Source organism: Amycolatopsis sp. NPDC005961, assembly GCF_040629235.1.
Lineage (GTDB): Bacteria > Actinomycetota > Actinomycetes > Mycobacteriales > Pseudonocardiaceae > Amycolatopsis > Amycolatopsis camponoti.
Genome location: NZ_JBEXVF010000069.1, coordinates 22,805 through 42,091, shown reverse-complemented (window position 1 = coordinate 42,091; position 19,287 = coordinate 22,805). Strand labels below are relative to the sequence as shown.

12 protein-coding genes are annotated in these 19,287 nt (G+C 70.7%); 3 read left to right on the top strand and 9 right to left on the bottom strand.

Features of this window, described 5'->3' with window-relative positions:
• Positions 1-50: 50 nt before the first annotated feature.
• The 9 genes from ABZ342_RS39795 to ABZ342_RS39755 all read right to left on the bottom strand — a co-directional run bounded on the left by ABZ342_RS39795 (position 51) and on the right by ABZ342_RS39755 (position 13,856).
• On the bottom strand, positions 51-1,568 hold the full coding sequence (locus ABZ342_RS39795) for a 4-hydroxyphenylacetate 3-hydroxylase N-terminal domain-containing protein (RefSeq protein WP_360484562.1): 1,518 nt from the start codon (positions 1,566-1,568) through the stop codon (positions 51-53).
• On the bottom strand, positions 1,565-2,116 hold the full coding sequence (locus ABZ342_RS39790; RefSeq protein ID WP_360484559.1) for a flavin reductase family protein: 552 nt from the start codon (positions 2,114-2,116) through the stop codon (positions 1,565-1,567). Before ABZ342_RS39790 ends, ABZ342_RS39795 begins: the two co-directional genes overlap by 4 nt.
• Positions 2,113-3,972 carry a chorismate-binding protein gene (locus ABZ342_RS39785; RefSeq protein WP_155542854.1) on the bottom strand — a complete coding sequence of 620 codons (1,860 nt, stop codon included), beginning with the start codon at positions 3,970-3,972 and terminating at the stop codon, positions 2,113-2,115. The genes ABZ342_RS39790 and ABZ342_RS39785 overlap by 4 nt, the downstream gene beginning before the upstream one ends.
• On the bottom strand, positions 3,969-4,613 hold the full coding sequence (locus tag ABZ342_RS39780; RefSeq protein ID WP_155542853.1) for an isochorismatase family protein: 645 nt from the start codon (positions 4,611-4,613) through the stop codon (positions 3,969-3,971). The genes ABZ342_RS39785 and ABZ342_RS39780 overlap by 4 nt, the downstream gene beginning before the upstream one ends.
• Positions 4,614-4,623: 10 nt before the next feature.
• Positions 4,624-5,391 carry a 2,3-dihydro-2,3-dihydroxybenzoate dehydrogenase gene (locus ABZ342_RS39775; RefSeq protein ID WP_360484555.1) on the bottom strand — a complete coding sequence of 256 codons (768 nt, stop codon included), beginning with the start codon at positions 5,389-5,391 and terminating at the stop codon, positions 4,624-4,626.
• The gene (locus ABZ342_RS39770) at positions 5,388-6,638 is read right to left on the bottom strand and encodes a 3-deoxy-7-phosphoheptulonate synthase (protein ID WP_360484552.1); all 1,251 of its coding nucleotides are present in this window, start codon (positions 6,636-6,638) and stop codon (positions 5,388-5,390) included. Before ABZ342_RS39770 ends, ABZ342_RS39775 begins: the two co-directional genes overlap by 4 nt.
• A gap of 54 nt (positions 6,639-6,692) precedes the next feature.
• Entirely contained in the window at positions 6,693-11,108 is a 4,416-nt protein-coding gene (locus tag ABZ342_RS39765) for an amino acid adenylation domain-containing protein (RefSeq protein WP_360484549.1), read from the bottom strand.
• 57 nt (positions 11,109-11,165) lie between these two features.
• Positions 11,166-12,944, bottom strand: a complete 1,779-nt coding sequence (locus ABZ342_RS39760) for a non-ribosomal peptide synthetase (protein ID WP_360484546.1) — start codon at positions 12,942-12,944, stop codon at positions 11,166-11,168.
• 429 nt (positions 12,945-13,373) lie between these two features.
• Complete coding sequence (locus tag ABZ342_RS39755; protein WP_155542848.1) at positions 13,374-13,856, bottom strand: MarR family transcriptional regulator; 483 nt, start codon at positions 13,854-13,856, stop codon at positions 13,374-13,376.
• A gap of 205 nt (positions 13,857-14,061) precedes the next feature.
• Here ABZ342_RS39755 and ABZ342_RS39750 point away from each other — a divergent pair, with 205 nt between their 5' ends.
• The 3 genes from ABZ342_RS39750 to ABZ342_RS39740 all read left to right on the top strand — a co-directional run bounded on the left by ABZ342_RS39750 (position 14,062) and on the right by ABZ342_RS39740 (position 19,111).
• On the top strand, positions 14,062-16,350 hold the full coding sequence (locus ABZ342_RS39750; protein ID WP_360484542.1) for an excinuclease ABC subunit UvrA: 2,289 nt from the start codon (positions 14,062-14,064) through the stop codon (positions 16,348-16,350).
• A 143-nt stretch (positions 16,351-16,493) separates the two neighbouring features.
• A complete protein-coding gene (locus ABZ342_RS39745; protein ID WP_196425307.1) occupies positions 16,494-17,669 on the top strand; it encodes an LLM class flavin-dependent oxidoreductase in 1,176 nt (391 codons plus the stop codon).
• Positions 17,666-19,111 carry an NAD(P)/FAD-dependent oxidoreductase gene (locus ABZ342_RS39740; protein ID WP_360484538.1) on the top strand — a complete coding sequence of 482 codons (1,446 nt, stop codon included), beginning with the start codon at positions 17,666-17,668 and terminating at the stop codon, positions 19,109-19,111. Before ABZ342_RS39745 ends, ABZ342_RS39740 begins: the two co-directional genes overlap by 4 nt.
• Positions 19,112-19,287: the final 176 nt, after the last annotated feature.

The following is a 19,287-nucleotide window of genomic DNA, read 5'->3' as shown; positions in this document are numbered from 1 at the left end:
GAGGGCCTTCCCGCACCGCGGGGAGGCCCTCCGTCCTATCGGGACACACGTCAGAGCCGATCGGGGTTGATCAGGTCCGGGGCGGTCCAGCCGTCGAGGTCGTACTCGGCCAGGCACTGCTCGGCGAAGCCCTTGTAGCCGTCGACCTGCCCGGACGCCTGCTGCGCGGTGAGCATCTCGATCCGGACGTTCTCGTGGTTGCCCGAGAAGTTCCGCTCGTACAGCTCGTTGCGGCCGGCGAACTCCGTGCCGACGGAGTCCCAGATCAGCTTCATCAGCTTGACCCGCTCGACGGCGTCGTAGCCCGACGAACCCCGGACGTACTTGTCCAGGTAGGGCCGCAGCTCCGGGTTCTGGAAGTCGCTCGCGTGCGAGTTCAGGTAGATCAGCGCACTGCCCAGGTCCTGGTGGATGATCTCCCGCACCCGGGGGTAGCCGATCGTCATGAACCAGCGGTAGGCCATGCCGTAGTCGAGCTTCGGCAGCAGCGCGCCGTCCTTCCACGGGTCCGGGTTGAGCGCCATCGCGTCGCTCAGGCCCCAGAACATGTTGCGCCACGCCAGAACCTCGCCGATGCGGGTCTGGATGCCGCGGAAGTCCCGGGTGCCGGTGACGTCGACGCCCTTGAGCAGCAGCCCGGCCAGGAAGTCCAGCTTCACCGCCAGCCGCGTCACGCCGTGGAACGTCGAACGGTTCAGGAACCCCGACGCCGACAGGAAAGTCGCCGCCTTGGCCTGGTCGCCGTAGACGAAGACGTTCTCCCACGGGATCGTCACCTTGTCGAGCACGAAGATCGTGTCGTTCTCGTCGAGGCGGCTCGACAGCGGGTAGTCGAACGGGCTGCCCATCGTGTCGGCCTGCAGCGCGTACGACGGCCGGCAGATCAGCTTCAGCCCCGGCGAGTCCATCGGCAGCGTCGCCACCAGCGCGAACTCGCGCTTCTTCACCGGCAGCCCGTAGTGGGCGATGAAGTTGCCGTGCGTCAGCGCCGACCCGGTCGCGACGACCTTGGCGCCGCTGACGACCAGGCCGTCGTCGCGTTCTTCCTCGACGTGCACGAACACGTCCCCGACGTCGTCGGCCGCCTTGTGCCGGTCGACGGGCGGGTTGATGATCGCGTGGTTCCAGAACAGGACCTTCTCCTGCGCTTCGGCGTACCAGCGCCGGGCGTTGCCTTCGAACTCGCCGTAGTAGCCCGGGTCGACGCCCAGGGTGGTGAGGAAGCTCGCCTTGTAGTCCGGGCTGCGGCCCAGCCAGCCGTAGCTCATCCGGGCCCACTCGGCGATCGCGTCGCGGTCGCCCAGGAGATCCGTCGTGGACTTGGGTGCGCGGAAGAACTTGTGCGTGAACCCGCCGCTGCCGGTGTCGGTCGGCGTAGTCAGTACGTCCCGCTTCTCCGGGTCGTGCAGCGCGTCGTACAGCCGGGCCGTCATCCGGGCGGTGTTGCGGAACGCCGGGTGCTTGGTGACGTCGTCGACGCGCTCACCGTAGGCCCAGATCTCCCGGCCGTCGCGGATGCTTTCCAGGTACTCGTCCCCGGTCAACGGCCGGGTCGTCGTCTCGCTCACTTGCCTGCCTCCCATAGTTGGGGTGTCGGGTCGTCCAGCGACCACGACCAGTGCGGTGCCTCGGGTTCTTCGGCCAGCCGCGGGAAGTCGCCACCGAAGAACAGCAGCGGCCGCCCGCCGGCCAGGTCGAGGCCGGTCACCTCGCCGACGTGCAGCACGTGGTCGCCGCCGTCGTAGGCGCGCCACGGGGTGCACTCGACGTGCCCGACCGTGCCGCCCAGCCGCGGTACCGGCGAGTCGAGGTCGACCCACGGCACCGCGTCGTCCGCGAAGGGTTTGCCCGCGAAGTGCATCGCGAGGTCGCGCTGGTCCTCGGCCAGGATGTTGACGACGAACGGGCCGTCGCCGAGGTGCTGGACCGAGCGGCTGCGCCGGTCCAGCGAGACCAGCACGAGCGGCGGGTCCAGCGACACGGACGTGAACGCGTTGACGGTCGCGCCGCGCACCAGCTCGCCGCGGCGGTAGGTCACGACGGTGACGCCGGTGGTGAAGTGGCCGAGGAAGGCCCTCAGCCTCGCCCGGTCGAACGCCGGGGCGGATGTGGTCATGGGGTTCCTCCTTCGGTGGCGTGGTCGACTACGTCGCGCAGGATGGCCGGGCCGTCCTCGGTGAGGAACGACTCGGCGTGGAACTGGATGGTCGCCAGCCGCGGCCCGCGCAGGCCGATGACCTGGTCGTCCAGCCCGCGCACGACGTCGGCGGGCGCCCGGCCGGGCACTTCGACGCGGTCGTCGGGAGTGCGCGCGGCGAAGCTGTTGTAGAACCCGACGGCCCGGCGCTCGCCGTCGATCGTCACGTGCGCCTGACGTCCCTGGTTGGGCCGCGCGAGCCGCTGGACGGGCAGGCCCAGTTCGGCGCAGAGCACCTGGTGGCCCAGGCAGACCCCGGCGAGCGGACGGCCCGAGCGCAGCAGGTCCGCGGCCAGCGCCCGCAGGCGGCCGACCTTCGCACCATCGACGTCGTTGGGATCGCCGGGCCCCGGGCCGAGCAGCACCAAGTCGTTCTCGGGCAGCTCGCCGGCGTCCCACGGCACGGTCGTCACCGCGCAGTTCACCGACTTCAGCTGGTAGGCCAGCATCGAGGTGAACGCGTCTTCGGCGTCGACGACGGTGATGCGCACCCGCGAGCCACTGCCGGGGCGGGCGCCGTCGAGCCAGAACCGCGACTTGCCCCGGTTGCGGGCCTTCAGCGCGGAGCGCACCTCGTCCGACGACGTCGGCGGCGGGGGCGTCGCGGCCTGGCGGGCTTCGCCGGACAACGACTTCAGGACCGCCGACACCTTCGCCGTCGTCTCGGCGGCTTCCGAGAGCGGCGCGGATTCGCGCACGATCGTCGACCCGGCCGCCAGCCGGACGTCGCCGCCCGGCGAGATGTCCGCGGTGCGGATGAGGATCGCCGAGTCCAGCGAGCGCCGGCCGTCGTCGTCGCTGCCGACGAGCCCGACGACGCCGCTGTAGTAGCCGCGTCCCTTCGGCTCGTACCGGCGGATCACCCGGCAGGCGTTGACCAGTGGGCTGCCGGTGACGGTCGGCGCGAGCAGCGTGTGCCGCAGCACCTCGGTCAGCGGTTTCCCGGTCTCGCCTTCCAGGGAGTACTCGGTGTGCGCCAGCCGCGACATGCGCCGCAGCCGCGGCCCGGACACCCGGATGCCGCGGTCGCAGAGCTCGGCCATCATCTTCAGTTCCTCGTCGACGACCATGCACAGCTCGTCGGCCTCCTTCTCGTCGTGGAGGAACTCGAGCAGGCCTTCGGCGTCGGCGCCGCCTTCCGGGTAGCGGTAGGTGCCGCTGATCGGGTTCATGGTCACCGTGCGGTCGAACAGCCGGACGTGCTGCTCGGGCGTGCTGCCCAGCAGGTAGCGCTCGCCGGTGAAGACCAGGAACGTCCAGTAGGCGCCGGCTTCCGCGCCGAGCAGCCGTTTGAACACCGCCCGCGCGACATCGTCGTCGAAGCCGGGGAAGCGGCCGCGCAGGCTGCGGGAGAGCACGAAGTTCGCGCCCTCCCCCGCGCCGATCTCGTCGTCGAGGATCCGCTCGACCGTGCGGGCGTACTCGTCGTCGCCCAGGTCGAACGCGCGCTGTTCCAGCGGCGGGGCGCCGTCGGGCAGGGCCGCGAGGGTCTCGGCGACGGTGAGCGTCGTCTGGGACTCGATGTCCATCACCTGCAACGGGACCTGGTCGTCCGGGCAGTCGTAGCCCCGCTCGGCGAGCTGCCGGTACGGGAGCAGGACGAGTTTCGTGTGCCGGCCGCGACCTTCCCAGGCGCCTTCGTCCAGGGTCAGGTCGGCCAGCCGCTCGGCCGTGCGGACCGGCCCGGAGACGACCTCGACCTGGTCGCCGCGGCCGCTGCCGGGCCGGTGCAGGATCGCGTACGGCGACCCCGCGCGGATCGGCAGGCCACTCACGCGACCACCGCGCCTTCCAGCTGCCCGACCAGCGCCGCGGTGGTCGTGGCGACCGCGCAGTTGGCGGCGGCGTAGTCCACCGCCAGCCGGTGCTCGTCCGGGCCGAAGTCCGCGACGGCGTCGGCGACGAAGAACGTCTCGATGTCGTGCGTGAACGCCTCGACGGCGGTGACCAGGCAGCCGACGTGCGCGTAGATCCCGCAGACGATCAGCTGGTCGCGCCCGGCCGCCCGCAGCCGCTCGAGCAGGTCGGTGCGGTGGAACGCGCTGTAGCGCCACTTCGTCAGCACGACGTCCGACGGCGTCGGCGCCAGCTCGTCGATCACCTGCCGGTCGGCCGGGGTGGCCTTCATGCCCGGGCCCCAGATGTCGTGCAGCAGCCCGCGGTCCTCGGGCGTCATCGAGCCGGGCTGGGCGGTGTAGAACACCGGGATCCCCAGCCGGTCGGCGGTTTCCCGCGCGGTGACGACGTTGCGGACGAGCGTCCGCCGCAGTGCGCCGTCCTCCGGGTAGAAGCCGAGGAAGTAGCGCTGCATGTCGTGGATCAGCAGCGCCGCGCGGCCCGGGTGGGCCCGCCAGCCCGCGGTGCTGACCGGGACGGTGGTGGGCAGGTCGTACGGTTCGATCGTGATGCCGCTCATCAGGCCTCCTTCAGACCGCGCCGAGGGCCGCGCCGCCGTCGACGAGCAGGGTCGCGAGGGTCACGTGCCGGGCGTCGTCGGACAGCAGGAACGCCACGCTGCGGGCGACGTCCTCGGGTGAGCCGATGCGCCCCAGCGGGATGCCCAGCCGAAACTGGCCGGGATCACCGTCCAAGGTGGACTTCGAGCCGGTTTCGTCCGTCCACATGGACCGGAGCATCGGGGTGTCGGTCGACCCCGGCGCCACGACGTTGCAGCGGATGCCGAGCGGGGCGAGGTCCAGGCCGAGGCTGTGGGTCAGGCTGGTCGCGGCGGCCTTCGACGCGGCGTAGGCGGCCATGTGGCTGCGGGGCACGCCTGCGGCGTTCGACGCCACGGTGACGATCGAGCCGCTCTTGCGCGCGGCCATCCGGCGCGAGACCGCCCGGCAGACGTGGAAGACGCCGGTCGCGTTGACCGCGAAGGTCGCGTTCCAGTCCTCGTCGGACAGGTCGGCCACGCGGCCCATCCGCAGCACCCCGGCGACGTTCGCCAGGCCTTCGATCGGGCCGAAGCCGTTCTCGACGCGCTCGACCGCCGCGTCGACCTCCGCGCTGGAGGTGACGTCCACGGTGTAGGTGTAGACGCTGCGGCCGTCGTCCAGCAGCGGCTTCGCGACCAGGGCCAAGGCGGCTTCGTCGCGGTCGAACAACGCCAGGGTGTGCCCGCGCTCGGCCAGGAGGGTCGCGGTGGCGGCACCGATGCCGCTCGCCGCGCCGGTCACCAGGGTCACGCTCATGACGCCAGCTCCGTCCGGAGTTCGTGGGCCGCCTCGGGCTGCCAGCTCGCCGTCAGCGCGACGGCCTGGGTCAGGTTCAGCCGCGGGTCGCACAGCGTCGTGTAGCCGGGCCCGCGCGACGCCGTGATGCCGGCGCCGTGGCACTCCGAGATCTCGCTGGGCGAGGCCTCCACGTGCAGCCCGGCGCACGCGCCGCCCTCCCCCGTGACGATCCGGACGAACTGGCGCAGCTCGTTCATGATGTCTTCGAGCCAGCGCACCTTGAGCCCGTCGTCGGCGACCACGGTGTTGCCGTGCATGGGATCGCACAGCCACAGCACCGGGTGCCCGGCGTCGCGCACCGCCCGCACCAGCGGCGCCAGCTGCCCGATCCGGGCCGCGCCGAACCGCGGGATCAGCGTGAGCCGCCCCGGGGTGCGGAAGGGGTCGAGCCGCGAGCACAGCCGCAGGACGTCCTCGATCGGGGCCTTCGCGCTCACCTTCGCCGCCACCGGGTTGACCACGGTGGACAGCAGGTGCACGTGGGCGCCGTCCGAGTGCCGGGTCCGCTCGCCGATCCACGGCCAGTGCGTGGAGGCCAGGTAGTTCCGGCCGCCGGGCATCCGGCGCAGGAGCGGGACTTCGTAGTCCAGCAGCAGCGCCTCGTGGCTCGTCCAGATCCGCTCGGCCGGTTCGGCCGCGGAGCCCCGGCCGAGGCGGCCGAGGGATGCGCGGACGCCGAGCGCGGCTTGGTGCGCGTCGAGGATCCGGCCTGGGTCGGGGCGCCGGGCCTCGGGGGTCGGCTCGGGGCTGTTGACGATCGGGCCGCGGTAGACCGGCAGCTCGCGGCCGTCGACCTCCTCGACGCTCTGCGAGCGCGGCTTGGCGTACTGGCCGGCGATCCGGCCGACTTCCAGGACCGGGCGGCCGGAGCCGACGCGCATCACCTCCGCGAGCGTGTCGAGCATGCCGACCTTGCGGGCCACGGCCCGGACACCGGCATCGGCCGGGTCCTCGGCGCAGTCGCCGGCCTGCAGGACGCAGAACTCGCCTTCGGCCGCGCGGGCCAGCAGGGAGCGCAGCTGGAGCACTTCGGCGGGGCCGACGACGTCTTCGCGCTCGGCCAGGGTGTCGCGGACCTCGGCGAGCGCGTGCGGGTCGGGCCACTCGGGTTGCTGGGCGGCCGGGTAGCCGGTCAGGGTCTCGGCGCTCGGCTCGGGGGTGCGGTGCAGCACCGGCCGGGCGCGTGCGGGCAGCGTCTTCCTCATCGCGCATTCCTTGCTGGAGAGGGAAAATCGGGAAAGAACAGGGACGATCCGGCCTCAGCCGGTGAATTCGCCCGTCTCACGGAAATAGCCGATCATTTTCGTGAACACGGCCGGGGTGATCTCCGGCCAGCGCAGGCCCAGCCGGGCCAGTTCGCGTCCGGTGCGCTCGTTGGCGTAGGTGTTGTCGCCGATGTCGAGCGCGCCTTCCTGGTAGAGCGGGGCCATCGCGGACAGCGGGTTGGCGCGGTCGGCGAGCGCCGCCCGCCACTCCCCCACCGGGATCTCCCGCAGCGGGTACCCCAGTTCGCGGATGGCCCGGTAGACGACGTCGAAGGTCTTGATGCCGGGGTTGAACAGGTGCCACGTCCGGTTCTCCGCGGGCCGCGCCCGCGCCAGCCGGACCAGGGCGCGGCCGACGAAGTCGACCGGCAGCAGGTCGGTGTCGTGCTCCTCGGGCGGCGGGACGACCCCCAGTTCGAGGAAGCTCTTGACCTGGCGCCAGAGGAAGTCCTCGGACTGCAGGGCGCCGGTCTCGCTGTCGCCGGCGATCCGGCCGATGCGGTAGATCGTCACCGGCACCCCGCGGTCGCGCGCCAGCCGCGCGACCTCTTCGGCGACCCACTTGCTCTGGGTGTAGCCGATCGTCAGGTCTTCGGCGTCGTCCGGGACGTCGTCCTCGGTGATCGCCTCGGCGCGGGGTTTCGGCGAGAACACCGCCACCGTCGAGGTGTAGTGCACCGGCTTGACCGGCCCGGCCGCCGCGAACTCGACGACCCGGGCCAGACCGTCCACATTGGCCTGTTTCACCGAGGCGTACGGCGCGACGAAGTTGATGTGCGCCGCCGTGTGGTGGATCGTCCCGACGCGGTGGGCGAGGTCGTCGTAGTCCTTTTCGGACAGACCGAGCCGGTCGGCGGCGAGGTCGCCCGGCACGGCGGTGACGCGGTCGCGGTCCAGGACCTTCCCGATCCCGTACCGGTCGGCCGTGGCGGCGATCCGCTCCCACGCGGCGTCGGCGTCCGGGGCGCGGACCAGGCAGTGCACCCGGTCGCCGGTCTCCGCCAGCAGCTCGCGCAGCAGGTGGATGCCGAGGAACCCGGTCGCCCCGGTGAGCAGGACGTCCGCGGCGGTCGCCACCCCTTCGGTCGCGCGGATGTGCTCCGGCAGCTTGACGTCGGCGCGCAGGTCGACGCGGTCGCCGGTGTCGTCCCCGGACCGGAGCGCGTCGATGCGCGCGGCCATCCCCCCGACGGTCGGGTTGTCGAAGAGCACACGCAGCGGGACGTCGACGGCGAACCGCTTGCGCAGCCGGTACATCAGCTCGGTGGCGAGGATCGAGTGCCCGCCCGCGGCGAAGAAGTCCTCGTCGAGGCCGACGCCGCCGGTGCCCAGCAGGTCCGTCCACGCTTCGGCGACGGCCAGCTCGGTCGGCGTCTCCGGCGGCCGTGCCGTGGTCGCCGTGCCGGGGTCGAACAGGTCCGGCAGCGCCTTGCGGTCGATCTTGCCGCTGGGCGCGACCGGCAGCGCGGCGAGCCGCACGAAGTGCGACGGCACCAGGTAGTCCGGCAGCGACCCGGACAGCGCCGTCCGCACCGCGGCCGGGTCGATCTCGTGCCCGGTGACGAGGTAGCCGACCAGCCGCCGGTCGCCCGCACCGAACGCCACCGCGGCGACGGCCGACGCGCTGACGTCCGGCAGCTCGTTCAGCGCCGCCTCGACCTCGGCGGGTTCGACGCGGTAGCCGCGGATCTTGATCTGGGTGTCGGCGCGGCCGAGGTAGCCGAACTCGCCGTCGCGGTCGTAGCGGACCAGGTCACCGGTCCGGTAGAGCCGCCCGAACGGCGTCTCCACGAACCGTTCCCGGGTCTGCTCGGGCAGGCCGTGATAGCCGGGCGAAAGCAGGTCGCCGCCGAGGTACAGCTCCCCCGGCACGCCGGGCGGCACGAGCCGCCCGCCCTCGTCGAGGGCCAGCATCGACAGGCCCCCGATCGGGCCGCCGATCGACGGTGCCTCCGGCCACCCGGCCGGGTCGCCGGTCAGCTCGTGCGCGGACGCGAGGTGCGTCTCGGACGGGCCGTACATGTTGAGGAAGCGGATTTCCGGGCGCCGGGCGAAGAATTCCCGGATCTGCGGGGTGATCACCAGCTGCTCGCCGACGGAGGCGACCTCCACCAGGTCCGGGAACGGCTGGTCCTCGGCCACGGCCGCCAGCTGCTGCACGGCGACGTACGGCAGGTAGGTCCGGGAAATCCTGCGGTCGCGCAGAAAGCCGCTCAGTCGGTGCAGGTCCTTCTGCAGGTCTTCGTCGATCAGCACGAGCGTGCCGCCCGCGCAGAGCGTCCCCAGGATTTCCATCACCGAGACGTCGAACGACAGCGTCATGTACTGCAGCGTCCGGCCGGTCGCGCCGATCGGCGAGGTCCGCCGCATGTACTCGACGAGGTTGGTGACCGTCGCTTCGGTGAGCACGACGCCCTTGGGCCGCCCGGTGGACCCGGACGTGTAGATCACGTAGATCTCGTCGTCGCCGCTCTTGAGCCGCCCCAGATCCGACTCGTCGGTGGCTTCCGGCTCCGCCGACTCCAGCACCAGCGCGACGTCGGAGTCGGCCAGCATGTACTCGATCCGCTCGGCCGGGTACGACGGGTCGACCGGCACGTACGCGGCCCCCGCCTTCAGGACCGCCAGCAGCGCGACGACCATCTCCGGCGACCGCGGGATGTGGATGCCGACCCGGTCTCCGCGGCCGACGCCCTTCGCCCGCAGGTCGCGGGCCAGACGGTTGGCCCGCCCGTTGAGTTCGCGGTAGGTCAGCACGCGATCGCCGTGCTCCAGCGCGGGCGCGTCCGGGGTGACCGCGGCCTGCGACTCGACCAGCTCCGCGACCGGCCGGCGGGTGGTGTCCTCCGGCGGCGGCGCGCACCAGTCCAGGACCTCGCGCTGCTGCTCTTCCGAGAGCAGGCCCAGGTCGCCGACGGTACCGCCGGGGTTTTCGGCGAGCGCTTCGAGCAGCCGGACGTACCGGTCGCCGAACGCCTCGACGGTCTCGCGGTCGAACAACGCCGTGTCGTACTCGAACACCCCGCGCAGCGCGGTGCCGTCCTGCTCGACGATCAGCGACAGGTCGTACTTCGAGCTGCGGCTGACGTAGAGGTCGAGGTCGGCGTCCAGGCCGAGCCGGTCCAGGGCTGCCCAGTCGGAGTCGGGCAGCACGAACATGGTCTGGAAGACCGGCGCGTGGCTCGGGCTGCGCGGCGGGTTGACCCGCTCGATGACCTTCTCGAACGGCGCGTCCTTGTGCCGCAGCGCCTCGGTGACCTCGGTGCTCGCCTGCGCGTACAGCTCCCGCAGCGGCAGGTCGGCGCGCACGTCGTGGCGGAAGACGACCATGTTGACGAAGTAGCCGAGCATATCGGCCGTCTCCGGCAGGTCCCGCAGCGAGACCGGGCTGCCGACGAGGAGGTCGTCCTGCCGCGTGTGCAGGTGCAGGAACGCGGCGTAGGCGGCCTCCAGCAGCATGAACAGCGTGACGCCCTCGTCGGCGGCGAGCCGGCGCAGCCGGTCGGTCAGCTCCGGCGGGAGGTCGAACCGGACGATGTCGCCGCGGTGCGACTGCTCCTGCGGCCGCGGCCGGTCCGTCGGCAGGTCGAGCAGCGGCAGCGGCCCGGCGAGCCGGGACTCCCAGTGCGCGAGCAGCTCCTCGAGCCGCTCGCCGCGGACGGTTTCCCGTTGCCGGCGGGCGAAGTCGCGGTACTGCGGCCGGGGTCCGCCTTCGTCGTAGGCGTCCCCGGCGAGCGCGGCGTGGTAGCGGGTGAACCACTCGGTGAGGAACACCCCGGCCGAGGCCGCGTCGAAGACGATGTGGTGGATGCTGCACACGACGTGCGCCGGCCCGTCGGGCTCGACCGCGCAGACCACCTTGACCAGCGGCCCGGCGGCCAGGTCGAACTCGGTGTCGACGACCTCGGCGACGACGTCGTCCAGCGGTCGTGTGGCGTTCAGCTCGACCGTCGAGAAGTCGCACGCCGGTTCCGCGCCGACGTGCTGGCGGACGTCGCCGTCTTCGGCGGAGAACGTGGTCCGCAGGATTTCGTGGCGGGCCATGAGCGCGCGCAGGCTGTCGTGGAGCACGCCGGTGTCGAGCGGCGTCTTGACGGTGAACACGAACGGCGCGTTGTAGGCCGCCGGGCGCGGCGAGTACTGGTCGATGAACCAGATGCCGCGCTGGCCGTAGGACGCGGGCGCCGGGCCGCGGTCCGTGCTCGCGGTCAGCCCGGGCGGGCCGCCCCGCAGTTCGTCGATGTGCCGGGCCAGGTCGGCGGGATCTTGGTGCCGCCGGACGTCCTCGGCCCCCAGGGTGACCCCCAGCAGCGCACTGAGCAGCCCGGCGAACTGCTCGTGGCCGGCCACACCGTCGGCGGTGACGCCGGACCGGGTCCGGCGGATCACCGACTCGAGTGGGTTTTCCATGGTGTCGGTACCTCTCCGATCATCGCGGCCCCCCGTGCGTCGGTTCGGTCTCCCGGGTCAGCGCGCGGCGGCGCCCTCCCGCAGCGACTCGATGTGCCCGGCCAGGTCGCGGACGGTGCCGTGCCGGAACACGTCTTCGGGGCGCACTTCGACCGCGAAGACCGACTGCAGCCCGGAAGCGAACTTCACGAAGTGCAGGGAATTGCCGCCGTGGCCGACGAACGGGTCGGTGGCGGAGTAGTCGTCGGTGCCGATGATGTCGCGCCACATCTGCAGGATGACCGTTTCGAGGGGATTCGTCATGGGCTGCTCCTTTTCTTCCCGGGACCGGGCGCGCGGGTCGTGCAGTGCGGCCCGGTCGATCTTTCCGTTGAGGTTCGCCGGCATCGCGTCGAGCCGGTGGAAGTCCGACGGGATCATGTACTCCGGCAGGGAATCGGCGAGCTGCGCGATCAGTTCGCCGGCGCCGATCTCCTGCCCGCTCCAGGTCGTGTAGAACGCGACCAGGCTCTTTTCGTTGGCCTCGTTGCCGAACGCCTTGACGACGGCGTGCTCGACGTCGTCGAACGACTTCAGGGCGAGCTCGACGGCACTGGTCTCGACGCGGAACCCGCGGATCTTGACGAGGCTGTCGGACCGGCCGACGAGGACGACATCGCCCTCGGGCGTCAGCCGGGCCAGGTCGCCGGTGCGGTAGCGCGTGCCGCCGTCCACGAACTTCTCCGCCTGCGCGTCCGGCAGGTTCAGGTAGCCGTTGGCGACGCCGGTGCCGCCGATGACCAGCTCGCCGACGTCCCCGGGCGGGCACGGTTTCCGGTCCTGGTCGAGCACCTCCATGGTGACGCCGGACAGCGGCTTGCCGACCGGCACCCGGTCGAGGCCGCGGACTTCCGGCGTGACCGGGTACAGCGACGAGATCGCGGAGTTCTCGGTGCAGCCGTAGCCGTTGAAGATCGCCGCGGTGGTGTGCTCCGCGGCGGTCGCCAGGTGCGCCGGCGACGGGAAGTCGCCGCTGACCATGATCACGCGCAGGTCGCGCAAGACGTCCAGTTCGTTGTCGACCAAGAGGTTGAACAGTCCACAAGGCAGGCTCAGCACGCTGACGCCGCGCTTGGTGATCACGTCGCGGAGATCGGACAGCGACGGCAGGCCGGGCGGCATCAGGACGAGCTCGGCGCCGTTGAGCAGGCTCAGCCAGAACTCGTTGCCGGACGCGGCGAAGGAGAACGCGGCCAGCTGCACCAGGCAGTCGTCCGGGGTGATCGTCAGCTTCGGGTCGGCGACCGCCAGCCGGGCGAGGCCGCGGTGGGCCAGCCGGACGCCCTTGGGCCGCCCGGTGGACCCGGAGGTGAACAGGACGAACGCGTCGTCCCCGGCGGCCGGGGCGTGGTCGAGGTCGTGCGCGTCCCGGGAAGCGCTTTCCCTTGCCAGGTCGGCGAAATGTGCCTGCCGGACCGGGAGATCCGCGTCCGCCAGCGAGGCCTGTCCCTGGTGGACGATGGTCCGCAGGCCGGTCTCTTCGACGATGTGGCGGATCATCCGGGCCGGGTACGCCGGGTTGAGCGGGACGACGCACCCGCCCGCCTTGAGGACCGCGAGCAGCGTGACCACGAGGTCGGCCGACCGGTCCAGGTAGAGGCCGGCCGGAGCGCCGTCGCGCACCTGCATCAGGCGCAGGGTTCGCGCGAGCCGGTTGGCGCGGGCGTTCAAGTCCGCATAGGACACTTCGGGGCCGTCGCCGCTCAAAGCCGTCCGACGCGGATTACCGGCGGCGGCCCGCTCGAACAGCCGCGGCAGCACGAGCTCGGGCCCGGCCGGGTTTTCCTCTGCTGGCATGGATCCCCCTTGTGTCCGATGGCGCCGCGCACGGCGGCAGCACTGATCAATTCAGGCGAGATGATTTCTATTCAGCAACCAGTATGCAAAGGGCCCGGAAGACTGTCAACCCGCCCGGAAACCGTCGAATACTCAAATAACGGAGCGTCGACTTCATCGTCTGAAAACGATTACCTGAGAAAATGGCAAATAGCCGTGAATTCGCGCGCGAACGGTACCGGCCATTTTCGGCGGCGCAACCCGGGCAAGGGGATCAGGAGCGGATTGACGACCATCGGCGGTGCGGACTGCTCCGATCGGCCCAGCGGCCGCGGGAACGGGCCCGCGTGCACACCGGGTGACGTCGCGGCGGCCGCGTTTGGCCGGCCGGGCACGGGGGCATCCGCAACACGGAGTACGCGTCTGGGGGCCAGGCGTGACCGGCGCGGCTCAGACGTCGCGGAGCGGGAAAGGCTGGGGTGTGGAGTGCAGGGAGTCGGCGACCTTCCGGCAGAGTTCCGCGAACAGGCTCGCCTCCCCGGCGGTCAACGCGGCACCGGCGACCTTCGCGGTCTCGCGGCGGCCCTGAGCTGCGCGCATGAGGAACTCTTCGCCTTCTTCGGTCAGCGAAGTCGTCTGTTCGCGCCGGTCGGTGTCGCGCGAGGCCTGCTCGACGAGGAACTGGTCCTTGAGGACGCGCAGCAGCTTGGACGTGCTCTGCCGCGAGATCCCCAGGGACTCCCCGATCGCCGACGGCGTCAGCGGGCCGTGGATCCGCAGCGTCTCCAGCACGTCGTACTGCGACCAGGTGATCTTCTCGGGCGTCGCGCGCGTGCGCCGCGCGACCAGCACGCACTGCAGGTAGGACAGCGCGTTCTCGAGTTCGCCGGGACGGCCCGGCGGGGCGGTCGGGGAACCGTGGAACTTCGTCATTGCCCACCTCAGCTTTCGAGGGAAAGCGCACCGCAGTCGGAAGATCAGAGGATATCACCTCCCGTTCGCCCGCAGGTCACGCCGCGGCACCCCGCTCGCGCGGCCGCGAGGAGCCGGAACTGGTAAAGTGATTGCCTGACGGAAACCAATCGTCCGATCAACCCGGTGCCGCACCCCTGCCGCCCGGGACGAGGAGGCGCAGGTCATGGCGAACCGGCAGACGAAGCGCGCGGGCGGCCACATCGTGCTCGAGGGCGCGTGCGAGAACAACCTGAAGAACGTCTCGCTCGCCATCCCCAAGGGCGAGATCACCGTGTTCACCGGCGTGTCGGGCTCGGGCAAGTCGTCGATCGTGTTCGACACGATCGCCGTCGAGTCGCAGCGCCAGCTCAGCGAGACGTTCAGCTGGTTCATCCGCAACCGGCTGCCCAAGCACGAGCGGCCGCGCGCGGAGCGGATGTCGAACCTGTCGACGGCGATCGTGGTGGACCAGAAGCCGATCGGCGGCAACGCGCGCTCGACCGTCGGCACGATGAGCGAGATCCACGCCATGCTGCGCGTGCTGTTCTCCCGCTACGGGAAGCCGAGCGCGGGGTCGTCGAACCTGTACTCGTTCAACGACCCCCAGGGCATGTGCGAGGAGTGCCAGGGCCTCGGCAAGACCACGAAGCTCGACCTCGACCTGCTGATCGACTACGACAAGACGCTCAACGAGGGCGCGCTGGACTCGCCGCTGTTCGCCATCGGCACCTACATGTGGCAGCTCTACGCCCAGTCCGGGCTGTTCGACCCGGACAAGCCGCTCAAGAAGTTCACCAAGAAGGAATGGGACCTGCTGCTGCACGGCGGCGGGTTCCGGGTGGACCGCTCGGGCAAGCGGCAGAACTACTCGAACGAATACGAAGGCGTCGTCGTCAAGCTCACCCGTCGCTACCTCAAGAACGGCCTGGACACCCTCAAGGAGCGCGACCGCCGCGAGGTCGAGAAGATCGTCGTCGAAGGGCCGTGCGCGGTGTGCAAGGGCGGCCGGCTGAACAGGGCGGCACTGGCGACGAAGATCAACGGCAAGAACATCGCCGACCACTGCGCCATGGAGGTCAGCGAGCTGATCGCCGAGCTGAAGGCCCTGGACCTCCCGGCGGCGAAGTCGGTGCTGGCCGGCGCGCTCGCCGCGCTGGAGCGCGTCGAGTCGATCGGGCTGGGCTACCTCAGCCTCGACCGCGAGACCTCGACGTTGTCCGGCGGTGAGGGCCAGCGCCTCAAGACGGTCAAGCACCTCGGCAGCAGTCTCACCGACCTGACCTACGTCTTCGACGAGCCGAGCGTCGGGCTGCACCCGCGGGACGTGCACCGGCTCAACGAGCTGCTGTGCGCGCTGCGGGACAAGGGCAACACGGTCCTGGTCGTCGAGCACGACCGCGACGTCATCGCCATCGCCGACCACGTCGTCGACATGGGCCCCGGCGCGGGCACGCACGGCGGCGAGGTCGTCTTCGAAGGCACGGTCAAGCAGCTGCACCGCGCGTCGACGCTCACCGGCAAGTGCCTCACGCACATCCCCGGGCTCAAGGAGGAGTTCCGCGAGCCGACCGGGCAGCTGCCGATCGAGAAGGCGGCCCTGCACAACCTGCACGACGTGACGGTCGACATCCCCACCGGCGTGCTCACCGCGGTGACCGGGGTGGCGGGCTCGGGCAAGAGCACGCTCGTCTCGGGGGCGCTCCGGCAGCAGCACCCGGACGCGGTGATGATCGACCAGTCGGCCATCGGGGTTTCGACGCGGTCGACGCCGGCGACCTACCTGGACATCATGGACGTCATCCGGAAGCTGTTCGCCGAGGCCAACAACGCGCAGCCGGGGCTGTTCAGCTTCAACTCCGAAGGCGGCTGCCCGGAGTGCAAGGGCCGCGGCGTCATCGAGACGGACCTGGCCTACATGGATCCGGTGACGACGATCTGCGAGGCATGCGACGGGAAGCGTTACCGGCCCGAGGTGCTGGACAAGACGCTGCGGGGCAAGAACATCGTCGACGTCCTCGCGCTGACCGTCGAAGAGGCCCTCGGCTATTTCACGGAAGAGCCGATCACGAAGAAGCTGGAGCTGCTGACCGAGGTCGGGCTGTCGTACCTGACGCTGGGGCAGCCGTTGTCGACGCTGTCCGGCGGCGAGCGGCAGCGGGTCAAGCTCGCGCACCGGCTGCGCGAGACGGGCAACGTCTACCTGTTCGACGAACCGACCACCGGCCTGCACATGGCCGACATCGGGCACCTGCTGGACCTGCTGGACCGCCTCGTGGACGGCGGCAACACCGTCGTGGTGATCGAGCACGACCTCGACGTCGTGAAGCACGCGGACTGGGTGATCGACCTGGGCCCGGAGGCCGGGCGGCACGGTGGGCGCGTGCTGTTCGAGGGGACGCCGGAGAAGCTACTGAAAGACCGGAAGTCGTTCACGGCCGAATACCTGCGAGCCGACCTCGAGCACGCGAAGTGATTTCCCGCCGTATTCGCTAACAGTCCACTATGGACTCGATAACTCGCGAATTTTCGTTGATCCACAACGAAAATCGTTGACACTTCACCCTATCGTGTGATTACCATGGTTTCCGAAAAGCAACCATCGGATAGGAGATGCGCATGTCCCGCGGCACGACCAAGGACCGCCTCCCCGACGGGCAGCTGCGATTCGGCTTCATGTGGCTCAGCTCGCCGACCCCCACCGCGACGTCGAAAGCGGTCGCCGACCGCAACCCGGACTCGCTCGACCCCGCCACGCAGATGGACCTGGCGCGCCGGGTCGAGGACATCGGCATGGACTACGTCTTCTTCGCCGACGGCTACATCACCCACGGCGAGAACAGCGCCCGCATCGGGCACGCCCAGCCGCACATTTCGGCGCCGATCTACGCGCCGGTCGTGATGGCCGCGACGCAGCACATCGGCGTCGTCACCACCATGCACACCCGCTACCTCTCCCCCGGCGTCATCGCCCGCCTCGGCGCCAACCTGGACGCCTTGAGCGGCGGCCGCTGGGGCTGGAACATCGTGCCGGGCTGGAAGACACCGGAAGCCGAACTGCTCGGCGCGCCCACCGACACCGACCACGACCTGCGCTACAAGATCACCACCGAGGCCGTGGAAGCGGTCAAGACGCTGTGGGCTTCGCGCGGGGAGCACGTCGAGTTCCACGGTGAGTACCACGACCTGCGCGGCAGCCTGATCGGCCCGCACATCGAGCAGCAGCCGTGGCCGTGCCTGTTCAACGCCGGCGTCTCGGCCGCGGGTCAGCAGCTCATCGCGGAGACCTGCGACTTCGCGTTCACGCCGTTGCCCGACGACTACTCGAAGGTCCGCAAGACCGTCGATTCGCTGGCCGAGCGCACCGAAGCGGCCGGCCGGAACCCCCTCGACGTCAACATGGCCGGCGCGGTCGGCGTGCTGCTCGGCAAGACCGACACCGAGGCCCAGGAGAAGTTCTCGTGGGTGCGCGACTCGCTCGACATGGGCGCCGCCCGGGACATCGCGACCGAGCTGATGGGCGGCAGCGAGACCTACCAGGAGAACTACGAGGGCGAGTTCGACGACATCGCCCGGACGCTCGGCCTGGCGTGCGGCAGCAAGGTGCTGGTCGGGTCGCCGGAGACGGTCGCCGGACAGCTGCTGGACCTGCACCGCGAGACCGGCGTGCGCGGGTTCATGTTCCTGCCGGTGATGTACGACGCCGAGCAGATCGAGCTGATGGGCGAGGTCTTCCCCTACCTGGAGAAGGCGAACGTCTGGACCCCGCCCGCGGAGCGCGGCTGGAGCTGGTGACCGTGCCCGCCCTCACCCCGGCCGACCTGCGCCGGCACCTCGGCGACGACCTGCGCGGGCTGCGGCCGCCCCGGACCGCCCTCGTCGTCGGGGCGGGCCTGGCCGGCCTGGCCGCGGCCCACGAGCTGCACCGCGCGGGCTGCGAGGTCACCGTGCTCGAGGCCGCCGACCGGCCCGGCGGCCGGGCCCGCACGCTGCGCCGTCCGTTCGCCGACGGCCTGCACGTCGAGGCCGGGGCGATGACCGTGACTCCCGAATGCCACTACGTCACCCACTACCGGGAGCGGCTGGGCGTCGGGCTGGACCGGTCAGACCTGCTCGACCAGGACTTCTCCTACTTCGTCGACGGCAAGTTCGTCCGGCCGGACGCGGATTCGCTCGGGACGGCCGGGCTCCCGCTGGCCGAGCACGAGCGCGGCCTCGGCGTGCCCGAGCTGATCGCCCGGTACGTGACGGCGGCCGCCGACGAGCTCGGGGCCGACCTGACCGCGCCGCACTGGGCACCCTCGGCGGCGCTCGAGGAGCTCGACCGGTCGTCGGTGGACGAGGTGCTGCGCGCCCGAGGCGCTTCGCAGACGGCGATCGACCTCATGGAACCGATGTTCCTGGAGATGCGCGGCGGCGACCTTCTGTCGGCGTCGGCGTTGTCGTGGCTGCGTCATGAAAGCGGTTACCGTTCGCTGCTGACCTCGACCGACGGGTGGGGCAAGATCGACGGCGGCACCGACGAATTGCCCCGCGCGTTCGCCCACGAGCTGCGCGACCGCATCCGCTACCGCGCACCGGTCGTGCGGCTCGACCAGGACGACGACTCGGCCACGGTGACCTACCTCGACCACGGCCGGCTGGCCCGGGCGAGCGCGGACCGCGTCGTGGTCACCGTGCCGTTCAGCGCGATCCGCCACATCGACGTCAGCCACGCCCGGCTGACCGAGGCCAAGATCGAGGCGATGCGCAAGCTGCGGTACGCCTCGATCGTCCGGGTCTACCTCCAGGTGCGCGAGCAGTTCTGGAAGGGGCACAACGTGTCGGTGTCGACGGACCTGCCGATCCGCTGGGTCCGCGACGCGACGGCGAACCAGCCCGGCCCCCGCCGGATCCTGGAGGTCCTGATGACCGGCTGGCGCGCCCGCGCCCTCGCCGCGATGACCGAAGAGGAACGCCTGCGCTTCGTGCTGGACCACGTCGAAACGATGTTCCCGGGCGCACGCGACCACTTCGAGCTGGGGCTTTCGGTGGCGTGGGACCACGAACCGTGGATCGAGGGGTCGTACGTCCTGCCCGAGCGCGGCCACAGCAGGCTGATGCCGGCCATCCGCGCGCCGGAGAACCGCATCCACTTCGCGGGCGAGCACACCAGCTTCGAACCCAACGGCGGCTCGATGAACTACGCCCTCGAATCGGGCGTCCGCGCGTGCGTCGAGCTGGCCACCGCGAGCTGACGGGCGCCCTTTTCCCGATTGAATCCATAAAGACACCCTGGGTGTCTCCGTAACCAAGGATCACTCGTTCGAGTGCATCTGGGGCGAATTGAGGGTCAATTCGATCGCATTCAGTAACTCGACTACTCTTTCGGTCGATTCTTCGGGCATTGCCGGATCCCGAAGGAGAGGTCGAC